At 33.3% G+C, this 16,319-nt stretch carries 18 protein-coding genes; 12 read left to right on the forward strand and 6 right to left on the reverse strand.

Going from position 1 to position 16,319, the window contains the following annotated elements:
- The first annotated feature begins 40 nt into the window (after positions 1-40).
- From AC3Y25_RS20240 to murI, 3 genes are all read left to right on the forward strand, one after another.
- Complete coding sequence (locus AC3Y25_RS20240; RefSeq protein ID WP_379796150.1) at positions 41-1,075, forward strand: OmpH/Skp family outer membrane protein; 1,035 nt, start codon at positions 41-43, stop codon at positions 1,073-1,075.
- 14 nt (positions 1,076-1,089) lie between these two features.
- Positions 1,090-1,593, forward strand: a complete 504-nt coding sequence (locus AC3Y25_RS20245; protein WP_172426837.1) for an OmpH/Skp family outer membrane protein — start codon at positions 1,090-1,092, stop codon at positions 1,591-1,593.
- Positions 1,594-1,739: 146 nt separating this feature from the next.
- Complete coding sequence (gene murI / locus AC3Y25_RS20250) at positions 1,740-2,516, forward strand: glutamate racemase (protein WP_489903980.1); 777 nt, start codon at positions 1,740-1,742, stop codon at positions 2,514-2,516.
- Between the two features lie 4 nt (positions 2,517-2,520).
- Here the strand turns inward: murI and bamG are convergent, their stop codons facing one another.
- A complete protein-coding gene (gene bamG, locus AC3Y25_RS20255) occupies positions 2,521-3,756 on the reverse strand; it encodes a BamG family beta-barrel-assembly machinery protein (RefSeq protein WP_489903981.1) in 1,236 nt (411 codons plus the stop codon).
- Positions 3,757-5,085 (reverse strand): DUF4270 family protein, encoded by a 1,329-nt coding sequence (locus tag AC3Y25_RS20260; protein WP_489903982.1) that lies wholly within the window; start codon positions 5,083-5,085, stop codon positions 3,757-3,759.
- Between the two features lie 231 nt (positions 5,086-5,316).
- Between AC3Y25_RS20260 and AC3Y25_RS20265 the strand changes: the two genes are divergently transcribed.
- The 6 genes from AC3Y25_RS20265 (at position 5,317) to AC3Y25_RS20290 (ending at position 10,155) form a co-directional block, all read left to right on the forward strand.
- Positions 5,317-6,156: a DUF6268 family outer membrane beta-barrel protein gene (locus tag AC3Y25_RS20265; protein ID WP_489903983.1), complete on the forward strand. Its 840-nt coding sequence runs from the start codon at positions 5,317-5,319 to the stop codon at positions 6,154-6,156.
- A 14-nt stretch (positions 6,157-6,170) separates the two neighbouring features.
- Positions 6,171-7,178 carry a Kelch repeat-containing protein gene (locus AC3Y25_RS20270; protein ID WP_489903984.1) on the forward strand — a complete coding sequence of 336 codons (1,008 nt, stop codon included), beginning with the start codon at positions 6,171-6,173 and terminating at the stop codon, positions 7,176-7,178.
- The gene (locus AC3Y25_RS20275) at positions 7,168-7,494 is read left to right on the forward strand and encodes a DUF4907 domain-containing protein (protein ID WP_489903985.1); all 327 of its coding nucleotides are present in this window, start codon (positions 7,168-7,170) and stop codon (positions 7,492-7,494) included. The genes AC3Y25_RS20270 and AC3Y25_RS20275 overlap by 11 nt, the downstream gene beginning before the upstream one ends.
- A complete protein-coding gene (locus AC3Y25_RS20280; protein WP_489903986.1) occupies positions 7,495-8,610 on the forward strand; it encodes a sensor histidine kinase in 1,116 nt (371 codons plus the stop codon).
- 12 nt (positions 8,611-8,622) lie between these two features.
- On the forward strand, positions 8,623-9,333 hold the full coding sequence (locus AC3Y25_RS20285) for a dioxygenase family protein (protein ID WP_489903987.1): 711 nt from the start codon (positions 8,623-8,625) through the stop codon (positions 9,331-9,333).
- Positions 9,334-9,441: 108 nt separating this feature from the next.
- Entirely contained in the window at positions 9,442-10,155 is a 714-nt protein-coding gene (locus AC3Y25_RS20290) for a LytR/AlgR family response regulator transcription factor (RefSeq protein ID WP_250834111.1), read from the forward strand.
- 90 nt (positions 10,156-10,245) lie between these two features.
- On the opposite strand, the gene AC3Y25_RS20295 is transcribed toward AC3Y25_RS20290, so the two are convergent.
- On the reverse strand, positions 10,246-10,764 hold the full coding sequence (locus tag AC3Y25_RS20295; RefSeq protein ID WP_489903988.1) for a gamma carbonic anhydrase family protein: 519 nt from the start codon (positions 10,762-10,764) through the stop codon (positions 10,246-10,248).
- Positions 10,765-10,774: 10 nt separating this feature from the next.
- Positions 10,775-11,764 (reverse strand): PorP/SprF family type IX secretion system membrane protein, encoded by a 990-nt coding sequence (locus AC3Y25_RS20300; RefSeq protein ID WP_095927893.1) that lies wholly within the window; start codon positions 11,762-11,764, stop codon positions 10,775-10,777.
- 143 nt (positions 11,765-11,907) lie between these two features.
- Here AC3Y25_RS20300 and AC3Y25_RS20305 point away from each other — a divergent pair, with 143 nt between their 5' ends.
- From AC3Y25_RS20305 to AC3Y25_RS20315, 3 genes are all read left to right on the forward strand, one after another.
- On the forward strand, positions 11,908-12,807 hold the full coding sequence (locus AC3Y25_RS20305; protein WP_250834113.1) for a NifU family protein: 900 nt from the start codon (positions 11,908-11,910) through the stop codon (positions 12,805-12,807).
- A gap of 143 nt (positions 12,808-12,950) precedes the next feature.
- On the forward strand, positions 12,951-13,361 hold the full coding sequence (locus AC3Y25_RS20310) for a YtxH domain-containing protein (protein WP_250834114.1): 411 nt from the start codon (positions 12,951-12,953) through the stop codon (positions 13,359-13,361).
- An 86-nt stretch (positions 13,362-13,447) separates the two neighbouring features.
- A complete protein-coding gene (locus AC3Y25_RS20315; RefSeq protein WP_095927896.1) occupies positions 13,448-14,260 on the forward strand; it encodes a mechanosensitive ion channel family protein in 813 nt (270 codons plus the stop codon).
- A gap of 3 nt (positions 14,261-14,263) precedes the next feature.
- On the opposite strand, the gene tsaB is transcribed toward AC3Y25_RS20315, so the two are convergent.
- A complete protein-coding gene (tsaB, locus tag AC3Y25_RS20320) occupies positions 14,264-14,935 on the reverse strand; it encodes a tRNA (adenosine(37)-N6)-threonylcarbamoyltransferase complex dimerization subunit type 1 TsaB (RefSeq protein WP_489903989.1) in 672 nt (223 codons plus the stop codon).
- 89 nt (positions 14,936-15,024) lie between these two features.
- The gene (locus AC3Y25_RS20325) at positions 15,025-16,317 is read right to left on the reverse strand and encodes an efflux RND transporter periplasmic adaptor subunit (RefSeq protein ID WP_489903990.1); all 1,293 of its coding nucleotides are present in this window, start codon (positions 16,315-16,317) and stop codon (positions 15,025-15,027) included.
- Positions 16,318-16,319 lie beyond the last annotated feature (2 nt).

Here is a 16,319-nt window from a genome sequence, read left to right on the forward strand (position 1 = left end):
AAATAACGTTTGGTTAAAAATCATCAAATAAAGTTATGTTATGAGAAAACAATTTTTATTTATATTTTTAGCCTTGATTGTAGCAAATACAAGTCAGGCACAAGGTAAGACTACTCGAATTGGCTACATCGACATGGAATATATTTTAGAAAATGTTTCCGATTATAAAGAAGCTAAATCACAATTAGAGCAAAAGGCTCAAAAGTGGAAACAAGAGGTAGAGGCCAAAAAATTAAATATAAATAATTTGAAGGAAGGCTTAAAGACAGAAAAAGCTTTACTTACAAAAGAATTAATAGAAGAAAGAGAAACTGAAATTAAGTTTCTTGAACAAGAAATGATGGATTATCAGCAGAAACAATTTGGTTCTGATGGAAATCTAATGAGACAAAAAGCGGCTTTGGCAAAGCCAATACAGGATCAGGTTTTTACTGCTGTACAAGATATCGCAGAAGCAAAAAATTACGATTTTGTTTTTGACAAATCATCAGATCTTACCATGCTTTTTAGCAATAAAAGATTCGATATTAGCGATCAGGTTTTAAGAATCTTAAACCGTACCGAAAAACGTGAGCAGCTGACAAAAAAACAATTGAAAGAGCAAGAAGTTAAAGAAAATCTTGAGAATGCAATTGACGAAAATCCAGCAATGGCTGACCGTCAAAAAGCACTTGACGAGAAAAGAGCTGCTAGAGAAAAGCTTATTCAAGATCGAAAACTAGAGCAAGAAGCTAAGAGAAAAGAATACGACGATAGAAGAAAAGCCCTGCAAGAAGAGAGAGACGCGAAAAAAAATGGCACGGTTTCTGGAACAGCTACAACAACAGCCGTTCCTGCTGCAACGAGTGGTGCTGTTAATACAAACTCGACTGCAAAAACAGCAACGCCTGATGCCAACGGAGAGACACCTTCAGCTGAACAGTCTGGAATGACAAAAGCAGAAGAAAGACAATTACTTTACGAACAACGTAAAAAAGAATTGGAAGAAAGAAGAAAGAAAATTTTAGAAGAAAGAGAAGCGGCTAAAAAAGCAAAAGAAGCCGAATCGCAAAAAACAAATACGACCAATAATTAATTAATATTTTAAAAATGATGAAACAAATCAAAACTTTACTAATTGCTGCAATTCTTATTTTAGGAGCAAGTAACACAATGAACGCACAAGCGAAGGTAGCTCATGTTGATGTAAGCGAGATCATGTCGAAAATGCCTGCTATGCTAGATGCTCAAAATCAACTGCAAAAATTAAGTGGTACATATGATGCTGAATACAAAAAAATGGTTGACGAATATCAAGTAAAAATCAAAAAGTACGAAGCTGAAGCTGCAACTGTAACTGATGCTGTAAACGGTGAGCGTTCTAAAGAGGTTCAAGATATGCAAAAGAGAATTGTTGATTACAGAGACAATGCTCAAAAAGAATTACAACAAAAAGAAACTGACATCGTAAAACCATTAATGGAAAAAGTTAGAACTTCTATTCAAAAAGTAGGAAAAGCTAAAGGTTTCCAATATGTTTTAGACGGTTCTACTTTATTATTAGCTGATGGTCCAAACATCACTGCTGACGTGAAAAAAGATTTAGGATTCTAAGAAATTAAATCTCTATAATTAAACTGCTCAATTAGACAATTGAGCAGTTTTTTTTTACAAAAATTTAAAAGCAATCTTTGGAATTATTTCAAGATTTGACTTAACTTAGAATAACGAATTATAGTAAAAAATATTAAATTTGCTTTATGATAAACAATAATCCTATAGGCGTTTTTGATTCTGGTATTGGCGGAACTTCCATATGGAGCGCTATTCATGATCTTCTTCCAAACGAAAAAACCATTTATTTGGCTGACAGTAAAAATGCTCCTTACGGGCAAAGAACCAAAGAAGAGATTGTTGCATTAAGCAAAAAAAACGTAGAATTTCTACTAGAGAATAATTGCAAACTAATTGTTGTAGCGTGTAACACTGCAACTACAAATGCCATATTTGAACTTCGTGCAGATTATGATGTTCCATTTGTTGGAATTGAGCCCGCTATTAAACCTGCTGCAAACAATTCTCAAACACAGGTAATTGGAATTCTAGCTACAAAAGGAACGCTCAACAGCGAATTGTTTAATAAAACCGCTGAGATGTTTCAAAACACTAAAATCATTGAGCAAGTAGGACACGGACTTGTACAGCTAATTGAAGATGGCAATTTGTACTCGCCAGAAATGACTCAGTTATTGGAATCTTATCTACAACCTATGATTGAAGCTAATATTGATTATTTGGTTTTAGGATGCAGCCATTACCCTTATCTAATTCCTCAGATAAAAAAAATTCTCCCAGATCATATTAAAATAATAGATTCAGGAGAAGCTGTTGCACGTCAGACTAAAAATCTGCTGCGTGATAAAGTTGGTTTTTCTGAAAGTACAGATCACGACCCTATATTTTATGTTAACTCAGACCCAAAAGTTTTGGAGTCAATTTTGGAACATAAATATCCCGTAATCAAAAAAGACTTTTAGATTATTATTCAAACTTTCGCTTGACGAACCAAATTCCGTCCAGCGACAAATTGATTGATATTTTATGGTAATTTTCTTTTATTAAATCATTTGCAATTCGACCTTTCTGTCCGTAAGAATACGAAATGTTAAGTGACGAAAATGTATTTTCGATTGGCAAGTTTAATCCAATAGAAACAGATGCATTATTGACACGATGTTTATCAACTTCAAGATAGCCATTGTCAAAATTTACACCTGCAGAATACCCTACTCTATCCCAATATTTCCTAATATTCTTTTTAGCATTATAGGAAATTCCTAGTGCAAAACGGTCTTGATTTACAAATTCTCCATAAAGTTCAGATTGCTTTGTGCTATCCCAGAAACTCTTCTCATAATCTAAAGTTAGATTCAAATTATTTTTAAATCGTTTACTGACTCCAAAACCTAGCTCTAAAGGCATGTAATAATCGTCTGTATCTGTAGCTACATTGGTCTCTACAGCAGTCTCCACTTCATCTGCAATACTTGCTACCGACTGCACTTTGGACGCTTTTATTCTTGACGGAACTTTAACTGTCGTCCCGATTGTAAAAGTGGAATCTATTTTGAATTGCCCTCCTAATGTTGCGCGTACGCCATTATAATCTGTTTTTTTATGTATGGTCGTAATGGCATTCGAAATCAAAAAAGCACGATCGTCTACTGTGTTTCCAAAAAGAAACGTTCCTGTTGCTCCCAATGTTAATTTTTTTCCAAATCTATACCCGTATGAAAAATCCAAATTGTTCAAACCTCCAGATCCCTGTGCCGTCACATAATAATATTCCTGACTATCGGCAATTGGAAGTTTTAAATTTGAAATCTTAAACACCGAACTAGAATAAGGACGAAGTGCTAAACTAAAACCAGAATTTTTAGTAACTGGAAAAGCAAAAGCCATATGAGAAAATTGAAAATTATTTCGCTTTTCTGTACGAGTACTGCTCTGATAAGTTGTCGCAATGGCTTTCCCTCCAATATCAAAAAGAAAGTGATTCTGATACATAAATCCTAAAGATGCTGGATTTAGATTATTAATAAAAGTATCTGAAGGCAAAGCAATTCCAGAACCACCAATTGAAGGTAAATTACCAAAATCTGAATCATACAAGCTTCCAACACCATAAAGTGAGTATGGAGAACTTGAGATACTTTGAGAAAACGAAGTCAGCGACATTAAAAGGAAGCAACTCCATAAAACAATTTTATTTTTCATTTAATAAGAGATGTAATAAATTTTGAGCTGAATTTTGTTGTCGACATGTTTTTGATTCCCTAAAATAATTCGGTTAACCGATTTAGAAATTGAGGGTAATGTGAGAATAAGCGATGATCTAGCATCAGCTTGTTTAAGCATTTCTTTTTGAAGAAAAGCGCCAACCGGAATTGTATACCCAACATTTTCATTAAACTCGTCGCTCTTTTTATTCAATATTCCATAGACAGTGGTTCCTGCAGAATTCACCAATGTTCCGCTTATTCGATTTAAATTATCACCAATATAAACAGCCAAAGAATCTGCCAGAGGATATTTATCAGAATAAGAATTGTTGATTGGCTTCACGACTAATTCTGCATTTACAATAGCTCCATTAGTTGAGATATTTTTAAACTGCTTGATATTCGGAAATTCAACCCTACAAGCAACTCCTGTTCCTGACTGAATAAATCCTTGATTATTGGTTAACTTACTAGAAAGGTTACTGCTAGAAACGGGAAGATTTTGCAGTATGGTTCCCGTTTTATCCAGAGAAATAGAATTGAACTGTTTTGTGTTGTCAATAATTGTAAAATCGAGATAATAAGAAGCTTGATCTGCATCTCCTTTATATTTTGAATAATACAATCGAATTTTACTGTTTCCCCCACTAAATCCGATTACACTAGAAGAATTGGATGTGTCTGGAACCAAAACAAGTCCTTTTAAATATTCGGTAAAACTATCTAAATCTGTAACTTCTTTCTTTTTAAGTTTCTGAAAGAGAGCTTCTCCAAACTCATCATTCATTTTAATATTTATAGAGTCCTTTTGTGTTGGTCTTGGCATAAAGGATATCTTTCCCAAGCTTTCAGAACTATAATTAAATGCCGAATTGTTGTATAAATCACTCTCGCCAGTATTGGCCTTAATTTTTTGAAGTAAACGATGAATATCAAATGTTTGAACTTTTGTAGTATCTCCATAATAATACTTATCGTATTTAAGAATCATCGAAATAGAATCGAAAACATAATTTACAGCATCAGTATCAGAGCCTGCACTGTTTAAGGTATAAATATTGCTTGAAACCTGAAAATAGCTGTTTGATTTGACTTTCCCAAAAATAGGATCATCATAATTTCCAACCAAGATTCTGTTTTTAGCCGAAGTTACCAGCGAGTCAAAATTAATAGTTGACATTTCTACTGTCACAGTATCTATCATAATTACTTTATTGCTTAAAGCCAGATAATCTGAACCAACAGTAAATTCTCCAGTATCTGTATCTGTACCACATGAAAATAGGGTAAATACAAAAAGCAGTATCAATATAAACTTGTGCATAATTTAATTTTTGGGCAAATATAAATTGTGCACTTTGGCAACACACTATAACATATACTATCGCGCTTTTTTAAGCTACAAATTGTACAAAACGATCTATAATCTGAATTCTATTCTCAAATTCTAATTCGACCTTAAAAACAGCGATTTTGTCTATCAAAACACGTCATATATATATCTTCTTTTTTTTAAGGGCTTCATCCATCTAATTTTGAACCAATAAAATAAATAATGAAAGTAAGGTTTTTAGTTTGTTCTTTTTTTTTGATTTCGTTTTTAGGTTTAAAAGCTCAGGAAAACTTTGGCGCTACGGTAAATTTTAAAACTGAGCCAACAGAAAAGATAAATTTTAGCGAAACAGATGTTGCTATTTTTTATCAGAAGAAACTAGGAGCAAAAAACAAAATAACAAACACGTTAGAATATTCTAATTTGAAGGTGAATTACGAATTCAATCCCTATAATTTTTATGCGGATGAAGATAAATTCAATCAAGTTCAAAACAAATTCGAATATTCGTCTGAAATAACAGAAAAAACTAAATGGCAGTTTTCTATTATTCCGACAGCAAATTTCGAGAGCAAACTGGATTTTTCAGACCTGACAGTTCTAGGAAGTTTGGCAATAAGCCAGCAGTTGACTTCAAAAATAAATTTAATTGTCGGAGCTGGCAGAACATCGATTTTTGGAGCCCCAAAAATAACGCCGATTGTGGTTTTCGATTATAAAATGAATGAGCAAACCGATTTTAAAATTGGATTCCCAGATTCGAGAATTTCTTATTCTAATAATGATCGAAACCAATTCAGTATGACGAATAGTTTTAATGGAAATTTTTATCATTTGAACGAAACAAACACAGACAACAATGCCGAAAAAGCAGTTTTATCGCAAATGACATCGGCTCTAGAATATGAAAGAAATGTTACTGGCAATTGGTTTTTAAATTTTAAAACTGGTTACGATTTCAATAAAAAATACAATTTACTAGATAAAAGTGACCATAAAGTATATGACTACAATAGCGGAAATGGTTACGTTTTAGGAATAGGGATCAAATACAAACAATAAATATTAAATACACTATGATTAATCTAAAAAAAGGAATTTTATTCACCGCGCTTTTTTCAAGCCTCTTTTTGATAAGCTGCAGCAATGATAATGATGATGATGATTTGATGGGTAACTGGATTAAAAAATCAGCTTTTGACGGTCCTGCAAGATCTAGTGCAACAAGTTTCGTTATCGGAGATTATGCTTATGTAGTTGGTGGCTATACTGGCGATGTTTATTTAAAAGATTTATGGGTTTATAACTCAAACGGAGATTACTGGGAGCAAAAAGCAGATTTTGGAGGCGTAGGAAGAAGTTCTGCATCTAGTTTTGCATTAAATGAAAAAGGTTATGTTGGTCTTGGTTATGATGGAACGAACAAACTGAAAGACTTTTACCAATATGATCCTTCTGCAAATAGTTGGACACAAAAAACAGATTTTGCAGGAACAGCACGTTATGCTGCCGTAGGTTTTCAAGTTGGCGGTAAAGCCTATTTTGGAACAGGTTACGACGGAAACTATTTGAAAGATTTCTACCAATACGATGATCAGGCAAATACGTGGACTCTGGTAAATGGTTTTAGCGGTAACAAAAGACGAAATGCAACTGTTTTTACAATTGCAGACAAAGCATATTTGGTTACTGGTGTAAACAATGGAGTTTATCAGGAGGATTTCTGGGAATTTGATCCATCGACAGATGTCTGGACCAGAAAAAGAGACGTTGACAAAGATACAGATGACGACTACAGCTACAATGATGATTATGCTATTGTACGTTCTAATGCTTCAAGCTTTTCTATGAATGGATTAGGATACATTATTGGTGGTGAAAACATAAAAACAGTTTGGGAGTACAATCCGTCAACTGATTTATGGACAGAAAGAACTCCAATGGAAGGCGCTACAAGAACAGATGCTGTTGGTTTTGCCATCAACAACCGTGGGTTCTATATGTTAGGAAGAGTTGGTTCTACTTATTTTGATGATGCTTGGGAATTTAGCCCATTAGACGAACAAAGCGACGATGATAATTAATATTAAACAATTCTTCTGGAGTAACATCCAGAAGAGTTTTGTAGTTTTTACTATTCTTTTCTTCATCGCTTGTGCGAAAAAAGAAACTTTAACAACAGCTTCTTTTAAAACAAACTCCGGTTGGGGATACACCATTGCCTACAAGGAAAAAGTTTTAATTAAACAGTCTGTTATTCCCGTAATAAGCGACACTAAAAGTTTTGAAACAGAAACAGATGCTCTAAAAGTTGCAGATCTTGTTAAGCAGAAGCTCCAACAAAACTTATCTCCAACGGTAACTAAAAATGAATTAATTTTATTAAAAATAAAATTGTAAATGCAGATCGATACCATTAAAAATACAGGCTATAACAAAATATTATTCCATTCTATGATATGGATTTTCTTTATTTTAACTTCTTTGATTCAATTTTACGAAAGTCCATTTAAGCTCGACAACGATTTTTATGCCCAATGGCTTTCTGGAATTTTATTGTTTTATCTGAACTATTTTTATTTGGTGCCAAATTATTTACTGCAAAAAAAATATTGGCTGTATGGCGTATTTGCTATTGGACTGATTGGGCTATTTATGGTAATAAGATTTAATTATTTTGTTCCTGAATTTAGACATTTAAGACCCGAAAATATGATGCATTCTAAAACCATTATTCGGGATCCCCATTTTTTTCCGAGAGATGGCAGAATGCATCCCAGAATAGAAATGAGACAACCTCTTTTCTTTAAAATTGCCCCTTCATTTTTCTATATTTTAATTATTACTATAAGTGCCATTATCCGAACATTAACTGAGTTTTATAATAATCAGCAAAATAAACTGATTGCTGAAACACATAGAACAAATACAGAATTGATTTACCTGCGTAAACAAACCAATCCGCATTTTTTATTCAATTCTTTAAACAGTATTTATTCTTTGGCACACAAAAAATCTGATTTGGTCCCTGATGCCATCGTGACCTTGTCTGAACTGATGCGCTACATGCTGTATGAGACAGATAACAAAACGGTGGCTTTAGAAAAAGAAGTCAATTATATTCAGAATTATATAGAGTTGCAAAAACTGCGATTAAATAATATAGAAGACATTGTAATCAACGTACATGGGGATACTAAAAATAAATTTATTGAGCCTTTGTTACTGATTTCTTTTGTCGAAAATGCCTTTAAGTATGGAACAGATTATAAAGGCGCGGCTCATGTAAAAATTAAGATTCTAATTACAGATCATAATCTGGATTTTTGGATTGAAAACACCATTGAGAATTACGTCAAAGATCCTGAAAACTCAGGAATTGGATTAGTAAATATTCAAAGCCGTCTTGATCTTTTATATCCTAACGCACACGAACTAACCATTACTCAGGATAATGAATATTATCGAGTTCATTTGAATTTAAAGTTGGACGAAATTAAAACTGCAATACATTAAACAAAACTGATTATGGACAGAAAGAAATTTATCCGAAATGGTATTTTGGGCATTGCATCATTGGCAACAGCTTCAAAATTTTTAGAATCTTGTTCTAAAAGCGACAATGACGAAACTGACACGAGCAATTCTGGAGACGGAAGCTGTGCCGTTTCTCCTTCAGAAACAAAAGGTCCGTTCCCTATCAAAACGCCAAGTCAGCTAGTTTTAGAAAACATCAAATCTGATCGTGTTGGAATTGCGCTATTGATTAATTTAAAAATCGAAAATAAAAGCAACAATTGCGAACCTCTTTCGGGAGCTTTAGTAGATGTTTGGCATTGTGACAAAGACGGAAATTATTCCGAATACGGCGGCACGCAAATGCAGCAGACAGATTATACTTCTGTTCATTTCCTTAGAGGAAGACAAACTTCTAATGCTAGCGGAGAAGTTTCTTTTATTTCAATTTATCCTGGTTGGTACCAAGGAAGAGCGCCACATGTGCATGTAGAAGTTCTATCAAGCACTGGAACTTCTTTATTGGTAACGCAGATTGCTTTTCCTGAAACCATTTCAAGTGAAGTATATTCAAGCACCAATTATGCCGCACACGGGCAAGCAGATACTGCAAATACAAAAGACAATGTTTTTGCTGATAGTTTATCTGCCGAACTAGCTACCATAACAGGTAATTTGACAGATGGTTTCACATTGACTAAAACTATAACTGTTAACGCATAATTTTGATTTGTAAAAACCAGTATTTTATGAAAATTTTAAAACTTAATTTACTGGTTTCAAACTACTTTTGACTGCGAAATAAACTTTAAAAAATTAATCCCGAAAAAGATGAAATGTGTAATTATTGATGACGAACCTTTGGCTGTAGACTTATTGCAGGATTTTGTCAAAAAAGTAGATGCTCTAGAGCTGGTAAGCACTTTCAATAATGCTATTGACGCTGTTTCATTTATCAACCAGAATAATATTGATTTAATTTTTCTAGACATCCAGATGCCTCATTTTTCTGGAATTGATTTTTTAAATACAATTGAAAAAAAACCTCTTGTTATTTTTACAACTGCTTATTCTGATTATGCTGTAGAAGGTTTTAATTTGGGTGCTGTCGATTATTTAGTGAAGCCAATTCCGTTTCATCGATTTTTGAAAGCAGTCGTAAGAGCACAACAAGTCTTGCAACCTGTCGCCAATACTGCAATTGCAGAAAACAATAATGCACCCGAAATTGAGCAGGATTTTATGTTTGTTAGGGCCGAATATGAAAATGTAAAATTGAATTTTGCTGATATTCTTTTTATTGAAGGCTTAAAAGATTATGTCAAAATTTATACAACAGATAATAAATTTACACTGACATTAATTAGTTTGATCAAACTTGAAAATCTACTTTCAAGCAAAGGTTTTGCAAGAATTCATAGATCGTATATTATCAACATCAAACACGTAAAATCGATTCAGAAAAACAAGGTTTTAATTAGCGATAAAAGAATTCCAATCAGCGAAAGCTATAAAAATACTTTCTTCGAAAAAATCAACCTATAATTTTCTGAAATTCCAATAATAAAAAATTCCAAATTCCAAAAGAGTCGAACCTTGGAATTTGGAATTTTTATTTATTTGAATTTTCAGCTTTTATTTTTCTTCTTTAAACCAACTAGAATACATCACATAATTGTTTGAAATACGCCCTATTTCGCCTGCAAAATCAGATTGATCGATGTCTTTTACTTTTTTGGCAGGAACTCCAGCATAAATACTTCCAGAAGTAACAACGGTATTTTGAGTTACAACAGCCCCGGCAGCAACAATAGCATTGCTTTCTACTACACAGTTATCCATTACAATTGCTCCCATTCCAATTAAAACATTATCATGAATAGTACAGCCATGCACAATTGCATTGTGCCCAATTGAAACGTTATTTCCTATAATTGTTGGGTGTTTTTGATAAGTGCAGTGAATTACGGCACCATCCTGAATGTTAACCTTGTTTCCGATTTTAATGAAATGAACATCTCCCCTCACAACAGCATTAAACCAAACGCTACAAGATTCTCCAAAAGTAACATCTCCCACAATAGTCGCGTTTTCGGCAACATAACAGTCCTCTGGAATAAGAGGTGATTGTCCGTTTACAGATTTAATAAGCATAATAATAATTTTAGTTAACTGCAGGACAATTACAGTCGTAACGTGCTTTTCTGCAGAATAAATTAACTCCTAAAGTAATTTGATGAAAACCGCCTGTATCAAACTTAACATCTCCCATTAACTGAGTATAGGTGTAAGCAAACATAAAGTTCTTGAAATTAACTCCAACAATCGGTGTAAAGTATTGTAATTTTTGAGACGACACTCCAGTTCCCGAAATATATTGCGCACCATCAAAACCTCTTCTATAAGATAAAGCCGCCCATAGACTTCCAAAATCCATGTTTTTGTAGGCTTTCATATTCAAATCAAGCGTTTTTGCTTTTGTCTGATCAAATAGCTGAAAAAGAAAAGAAGGCTCCCAAGTCCAACTGCTATTTTTTCCAAATACATAACCAGCGCTCAATAAAAACTTTCTAAGATTATCCGATTCATAATCAGTATATAATTCTCTTCTAGTTTCTAACAATCCTTGAACTGTTGCGTGTGCATAGAAATCTAAATAATTATAAGACGCTCCAACGTCAAGATTGAAATAAGAATCTTTCTGAATTGACCCAAAAACAATTGGATCAAAAGTTCCGCCAAATTTAGTTTCGTCCAATTGGCTTTGTATTAAACCTCCGCTAATTCCAAAAGACAACTGATTCAAATCTAATTCATCTCTTGAAAACATAATATGGTGCGCGTAAGTCAATTTCACACCTTTTTGAGAATGATATCCGTTTTTATCATTAAAAAGAATTATACCAGCTCCAGAACGTTCTCCAACTCTTCCGTTAAAACTTAGAGTCTGTAAAGATGGAGCATCTTCTTCTCCAAACCATTGCTTTCTGGCCGTTAATCTTATTTTGGCACAGTTAGCCGCGCCAGCCATAGAAGGGTGAATTAAGTAATAATTATCAGACAAATAATCCGAATAAACAGGTAGTCCCTCTTGAGAGTAGGAATAAAAAGTAGTAATAAGAAAAATTAATAAAACCTTGATTTTAAATTCCATAAAGACAATTTTGTTTTCATATAATTTTCACTCTTGCAATTTAACACGATTTATTTGAAAAGAGTCTTAATTATTTCATTAAAAAATCAAATATAGCCATTAGTAGAAAATAACTTTAGTAAATTTGCAAAAAATATATTACCATGACTAAAATCACTATAAAAGAAACTCAAAATCCAACTATTTTAAAGTTCGAATTTGATGATTTCATTACTCAAAATCAAAACTTTGAATTCAAAAATATTGATGAGGCGCAAGCTTCTCCTCTAGCACAGCAATTATTCTATTTACCGTTTGTTAAAACAGTTTATATCTCAGGAAATTTTATCGCTATCGAAAGATATAGCATTGTAGATTGGGATGATGTAAAAGACGCGGTTGCAGAGCAAATTAGTGCTTTTGTAGACAAAGGTGGCGTTATCATTAAAATCGACGAAACAAAAGCAAAAAAACAGCCTATTACAGTTTACGGAGAAACAACTCCAAACCCTTCTGCATTAAAATTTGTTGTAAGCAGAATGTTAACTCGCAATGCTGTAGAATATAAAAATATTGACCAGACTGCTTCTTCTCCATTAGCTCAGGAATTATTTAAATTTCCTTATGTGAAAGAAATTTTTATTGACGAAAATTATATTTCGGTAACCAAATATGAAATCAATAATTGGGATGAAATCACTTTAGAATTAAGAACTTTCATTAAACAATTTATTGAAAATGGAGGAACGGTTTTAGACGAAAGTTTAATCGAAACTAAAGTCAAAAATGAAGCAACAAAAGATGAAGCTTTTGATAAATTGGATGTTACTTCACAGCAGATCATCAATATCTTAGAAGAGTATGTAAAACCAGCTGTAGCCGCTGATGGTGGAAACATTGCTTTTGAATCTTATAATGAAGATGACAAAACAGTAAAAGTACTATTGCAAGGCGCTTGCAGCGGTTGCCCTTCATCTACATTTACTTTAAAAAGCGGTATCGAAAATATGCTGAAAAGCATGCTGAATGATGACGCTATAAAAGTAGAGGCATCAAATGCATAGTTTGACTAAATTATTATTCAAAGCGTCTCATTGAGGCGCTTTTTTTATTATTAACCACTAGTTACCAATTATTTACCATTAAAAACACGAGTAATTCTATAAAATTAATTAATATTGTAATCTTAACCAATTAATTAACAACCATGGGATTATCTTCATTTTTTAAAAATCTATTTGGCTCAACCAAAGAGTCTGTAACAGAATTGGCAAATAATGCCGAAAGTACTTTTGAGCAAGCAAAAGAAGCTGCTGCGCCATACATCGAGAAAGCGGAAGCTTTTGCAGAAGAAGCAATTGAAAAAGTAAAAGAAGTTTCGGAACCTATTATTGACAACGCAGCCGAGTATGCTGAAAAAGCAAAAGATACCGTAAGCGAATATGCCGATAAAGCCGCTAAAGTAGTAAATGATGTAGTCGATTCTGTTAAAGAAAAAACAACTTCTGCAACAGTTAGCGAGACGCCAGAAACTATTTATGAAACTGTTGTTGATGTAAGCGAAAAATCGGCTTCAGAAGTAGAAGAAATCGCCGATGAAGCAGCCGACAAGGCCTAAACATACTTTTCTGATAATGTAAATATTTTTATATTTGCACTACTAATATACCTTCTCCTTTGAGAAGGTTTTTTTATTTCAAAATCATGAACATTAGCCCAGAACAAGTCAGTAAATACGTTGCTCGATTTATTGATATTTTAGTCGATTATTCACCAAAACTGATTTCTGCATTTTTAATCTTATTTGTTGGTTTATATGCCATCAGATTGATTAATCGAATTATTAGAAAAATAATGATTCAGCGAAATCTCGATCCAACATTAACAAAATTCTTAGCTGACATTTTATTATGGGCTTTAAGAATTTTATTATTTGTAACCTTTATTTCTAAATTAGGAATTGAAACTTCTTCATTTGTTGCCATTTTAGGAGCAATGGGACTAGCAGTTGGCTTATCATTACAAGGATCACTTTCTAATTTTGCTGGCGGAATGCTTATTATTGTTTTTAAACCATTTAAAGTTGGAGATACGATAGAAGCACAAGGCATTGTTGCTACGGTTGAAGAAATTCAAATTTTTGTAACAAAAATGATTACTGGAAACAATCAGACTGTTTTTGTTCCCAATGGTGCTTTGTCTAACGGAAATATCATTAATTATTCCATGAAGGGAGAAAGAAAAGCGGACTTGACATTTTCAGTTTCCTACGACTCTGATATTAAAAAAGCAAAAGAAGTTCTCTTAGATGTCTTGCTTAAAAACCCAAAGGTTCTTAAAAATCCTGCTCCAGAAGTTTTTGTAAAAAATTTATCTGCAAGTTCGGTGGATTTTGCAGTTCGCCCTTGGGCTAAAAATGCAAATTATGGAGCCGTTTTTTCTGAAACATTAGAAAACTGTAAAATAGCATTAGATGAAGCCGGAATATCGGTTCAACCCTACACTATACAAAAATAAATATTACTGTTTCTTTGGAGGAGCAATCATAAAATCTTTTAAATAATAAGGTTCAAAATAAGCGACATCTACAGTGTCGCTTTTTTGATACTTATCAAAACTGATTTTACTCATGGCTTTCGCTGAAGGATATTTTATGTCTTCTAAAAACACAAAATTGTCTTTAGTCAAAACAGATTTACATTTATCAGCACAATCGCCAACAAAATAAAGTTTCTCTGTATATTCTTGAAATGAATTTTCGTCAATAATTTCAGCTTGGATAGCCCTTTCGACTGTCAAATCTGAATTAAAAATAGCGCTGTAAACTTCCATACGGCGCGCATCTAACATCGGTATAATTTTTCCGTCTGTAACTCCAGCCTGAGAAGCTAGAGCCTGTAAAGTGTCGACAGCAATTAACGGAATATTTAAAGCATAACACAACCCTTTTGCTGCTGAAACCCCAATTCTTAAACCTGTGTAAGATCCTGGACCTTGACTAACCGCAACAGCATTTAAATCCTTTGCCGAAATGCCTGCTTTTGCTATTACTTCTTCAATAAAAACATGAAGTTTTTCGGCATGCGAATAGCCTTCATCTGCCAATTCATTGCAAACAATTGTTTCACCATCTTTTGCAATAGATACAGAACAATTTTTAGTAGCCGTTTCGATATTGAGAATAAAAGACAAAATATGTAGTTTTAAAAATTAATTATTGATGTCAGGCTGTGCGAAGTTGCAACTTCGAATTCGCTCAGCCTGACAATATGCTTATATTGTTATTTTTTTGGAGCTTCAGCTTTCTTAAGCTTTACCTTGTCTCCAGAATTAAGATCTTTAGAAACTGTTGTGTAAGGCCCTGTAATTACGACATCCCCAGGTTTAAGACCAGAAATTACTTCAATATTAGTATCATCCTGAATTCCAGTTTTAATAACTCTAATCTTGGCCTTATCTCCAACTTTCACAAAAACACATTCGAATTTTTTATCGTTTTTTGGAGCTGCTTTTTTATCTTCATTTGGATCTTCAACCTTAAAATCTTTTACAGCGGTAGTATCCGACTTTACGACAACAGAACTAATTGGCACTGCCAAAACATTATTTTTTGTTGTTGTAATAATATCTACAGTAGCAGTCATTCCTGGTCTAAAAGGAGAATAGGTACTTGGTTTTCCTTCTAACAAATCCTGATAGGAATCTTTTAGGATACGAACTTTAACTTTAAAATTTGTTACCTGATCTGAAGTTAATGTTGTGCTTGCAGAATTAGAAATACTGGTTACAACTCCTTTAAATTTCTTTTTTAAATAAGCATCAACTTCAACATTTGCTTCATCTCCAATTTTAATTTTCACAATGTCATTTTCATTTACATCAACTTCAACCTCCATATTGTTTAGGTTTGCTACACGCAAAAGCTCCGTTCCGGCCATTTGCTGTGTTCCTAAAACTCTTTCTCCCAATTCTACATTTAATACTGAAATGGTTCCGTCTGCAGGAGAATAAATTGTGGTGCGTCCTAAATTATCTCGAGCTTCAGTAACAGATGCAGAAGCACTCTGCACATTGTAATAGGCACTTTGTTTTGTGGCTTTGGCAACTTCAAAAGTAGAAATAGCTTTATCCCAATCTGATTTTGAGATTACGCCTTTATCATACAATATTTTATTACGCTCATAATTTGCTTTTGCCTCTTTAAAACTTGCGTCAGACTGAGTAAGACTTGCTTTTGTTCCGGCTAAATTTGCTACAGATCTATCCAATCCAGAGGTATATAAATCGGGATTTATTTTTACTAATAAATCACCTTTTTTTACAACCTGCCCTTCTTTTACATTTAATGCAATAATCTCTCCCGAAACCATTGAAGCAATTTTAACTTCAATTTCCGGCTGAATTTTACCTGTTGCCGAAACAGTTTCTACAATTGTTGAAGCGGTTACTTTTGCAATTTCTACTTCTTTTCCTTCGTCCTTATTTCCTATTACTCCAGCCTTAGAGAGACCGACCAAAGCAGCAATAATAACTATTGCACCACCTAATAAGAAATAAACAGTTTTTTTTGACATAA

Source organism: Flavobacterium sp. LK-23, assembly GCF_058135255.1.

Coding starts and splice junctions, on each gene's coding strand:
- AC3Y25_RS20310 (WP_250834114.1), top strand. CDS start 12,951: ATGGGATTATCTTCATTTTTTAAAAATCTATTTGGCTCAACCAAAGAG.
- AC3Y25_RS20305 (WP_250834113.1), top strand. CDS start 11,908: ATGACTAAAATCACTATAAAAGAAACTCAAAATCCAACTATTTTAAAG.
- AC3Y25_RS20295 (WP_489903988.1), bottom strand. CDS start 10,764: ATGCTTATTAAATCTGTAAACGGACAATCACCTCTTATTCCAGAGGAC.
- AC3Y25_RS20260 (WP_489903982.1), bottom strand. CDS start 5,085: ATGCACAAGTTTATATTGATACTGCTTTTTGTATTTACCCTATTTTCA.
- AC3Y25_RS20270 (WP_489903984.1), top strand. CDS start 6,171: ATGATTAATCTAAAAAAAGGAATTTTATTCACCGCGCTTTTTTCAAGC.
- AC3Y25_RS20280 (WP_489903986.1), top strand. CDS start 7,495: ATGCAGATCGATACCATTAAAAATACAGGCTATAACAAAATATTATTC.
- AC3Y25_RS20315 (WP_095927896.1), top strand. CDS start 13,448: ATGAACATTAGCCCAGAACAAGTCAGTAAATACGTTGCTCGATTTATT.
- AC3Y25_RS20290 (WP_250834111.1), top strand. CDS start 9,442: ATGAAATGTGTAATTATTGATGACGAACCTTTGGCTGTAGACTTATTG.
- murI (WP_489903980.1), top strand. CDS start 1,740: ATGATAAACAATAATCCTATAGGCGTTTTTGATTCTGGTATTGGCGGA.
- AC3Y25_RS20265 (WP_489903983.1), top strand. CDS start 5,317: ATGAAAGTAAGGTTTTTAGTTTGTTCTTTTTTTTTGATTTCGTTTTTA.
- AC3Y25_RS20300 (WP_095927893.1), bottom strand. CDS start 11,764: ATGGAATTTAAAATCAAGGTTTTATTAATTTTTCTTATTACTACTTTT.
- bamG (WP_489903981.1), bottom strand. CDS start 3,756: ATGAAAAATAAAATTGTTTTATGGAGTTGCTTCCTTTTAATGTCGCTG.
- AC3Y25_RS20275 (WP_489903985.1), top strand. CDS start 7,168: ATGATAATTAATATTAAACAATTCTTCTGGAGTAACATCCAGAAGAGT.
- AC3Y25_RS20325 (WP_489903990.1), bottom strand. CDS start 16,317: ATGTCAAAAAAAACTGTTTATTTCTTATTAGGTGGTGCAATAGTTATT.
- AC3Y25_RS20285 (WP_489903987.1), top strand. CDS start 8,623: ATGGACAGAAAGAAATTTATCCGAAATGGTATTTTGGGCATTGCATCA.
- AC3Y25_RS20240 (WP_379796150.1), top strand. CDS start 41: ATGAGAAAACAATTTTTATTTATATTTTTAGCCTTGATTGTAGCAAAT.
- AC3Y25_RS20245 (WP_172426837.1), top strand. CDS start 1,090: ATGATGAAACAAATCAAAACTTTACTAATTGCTGCAATTCTTATTTTA.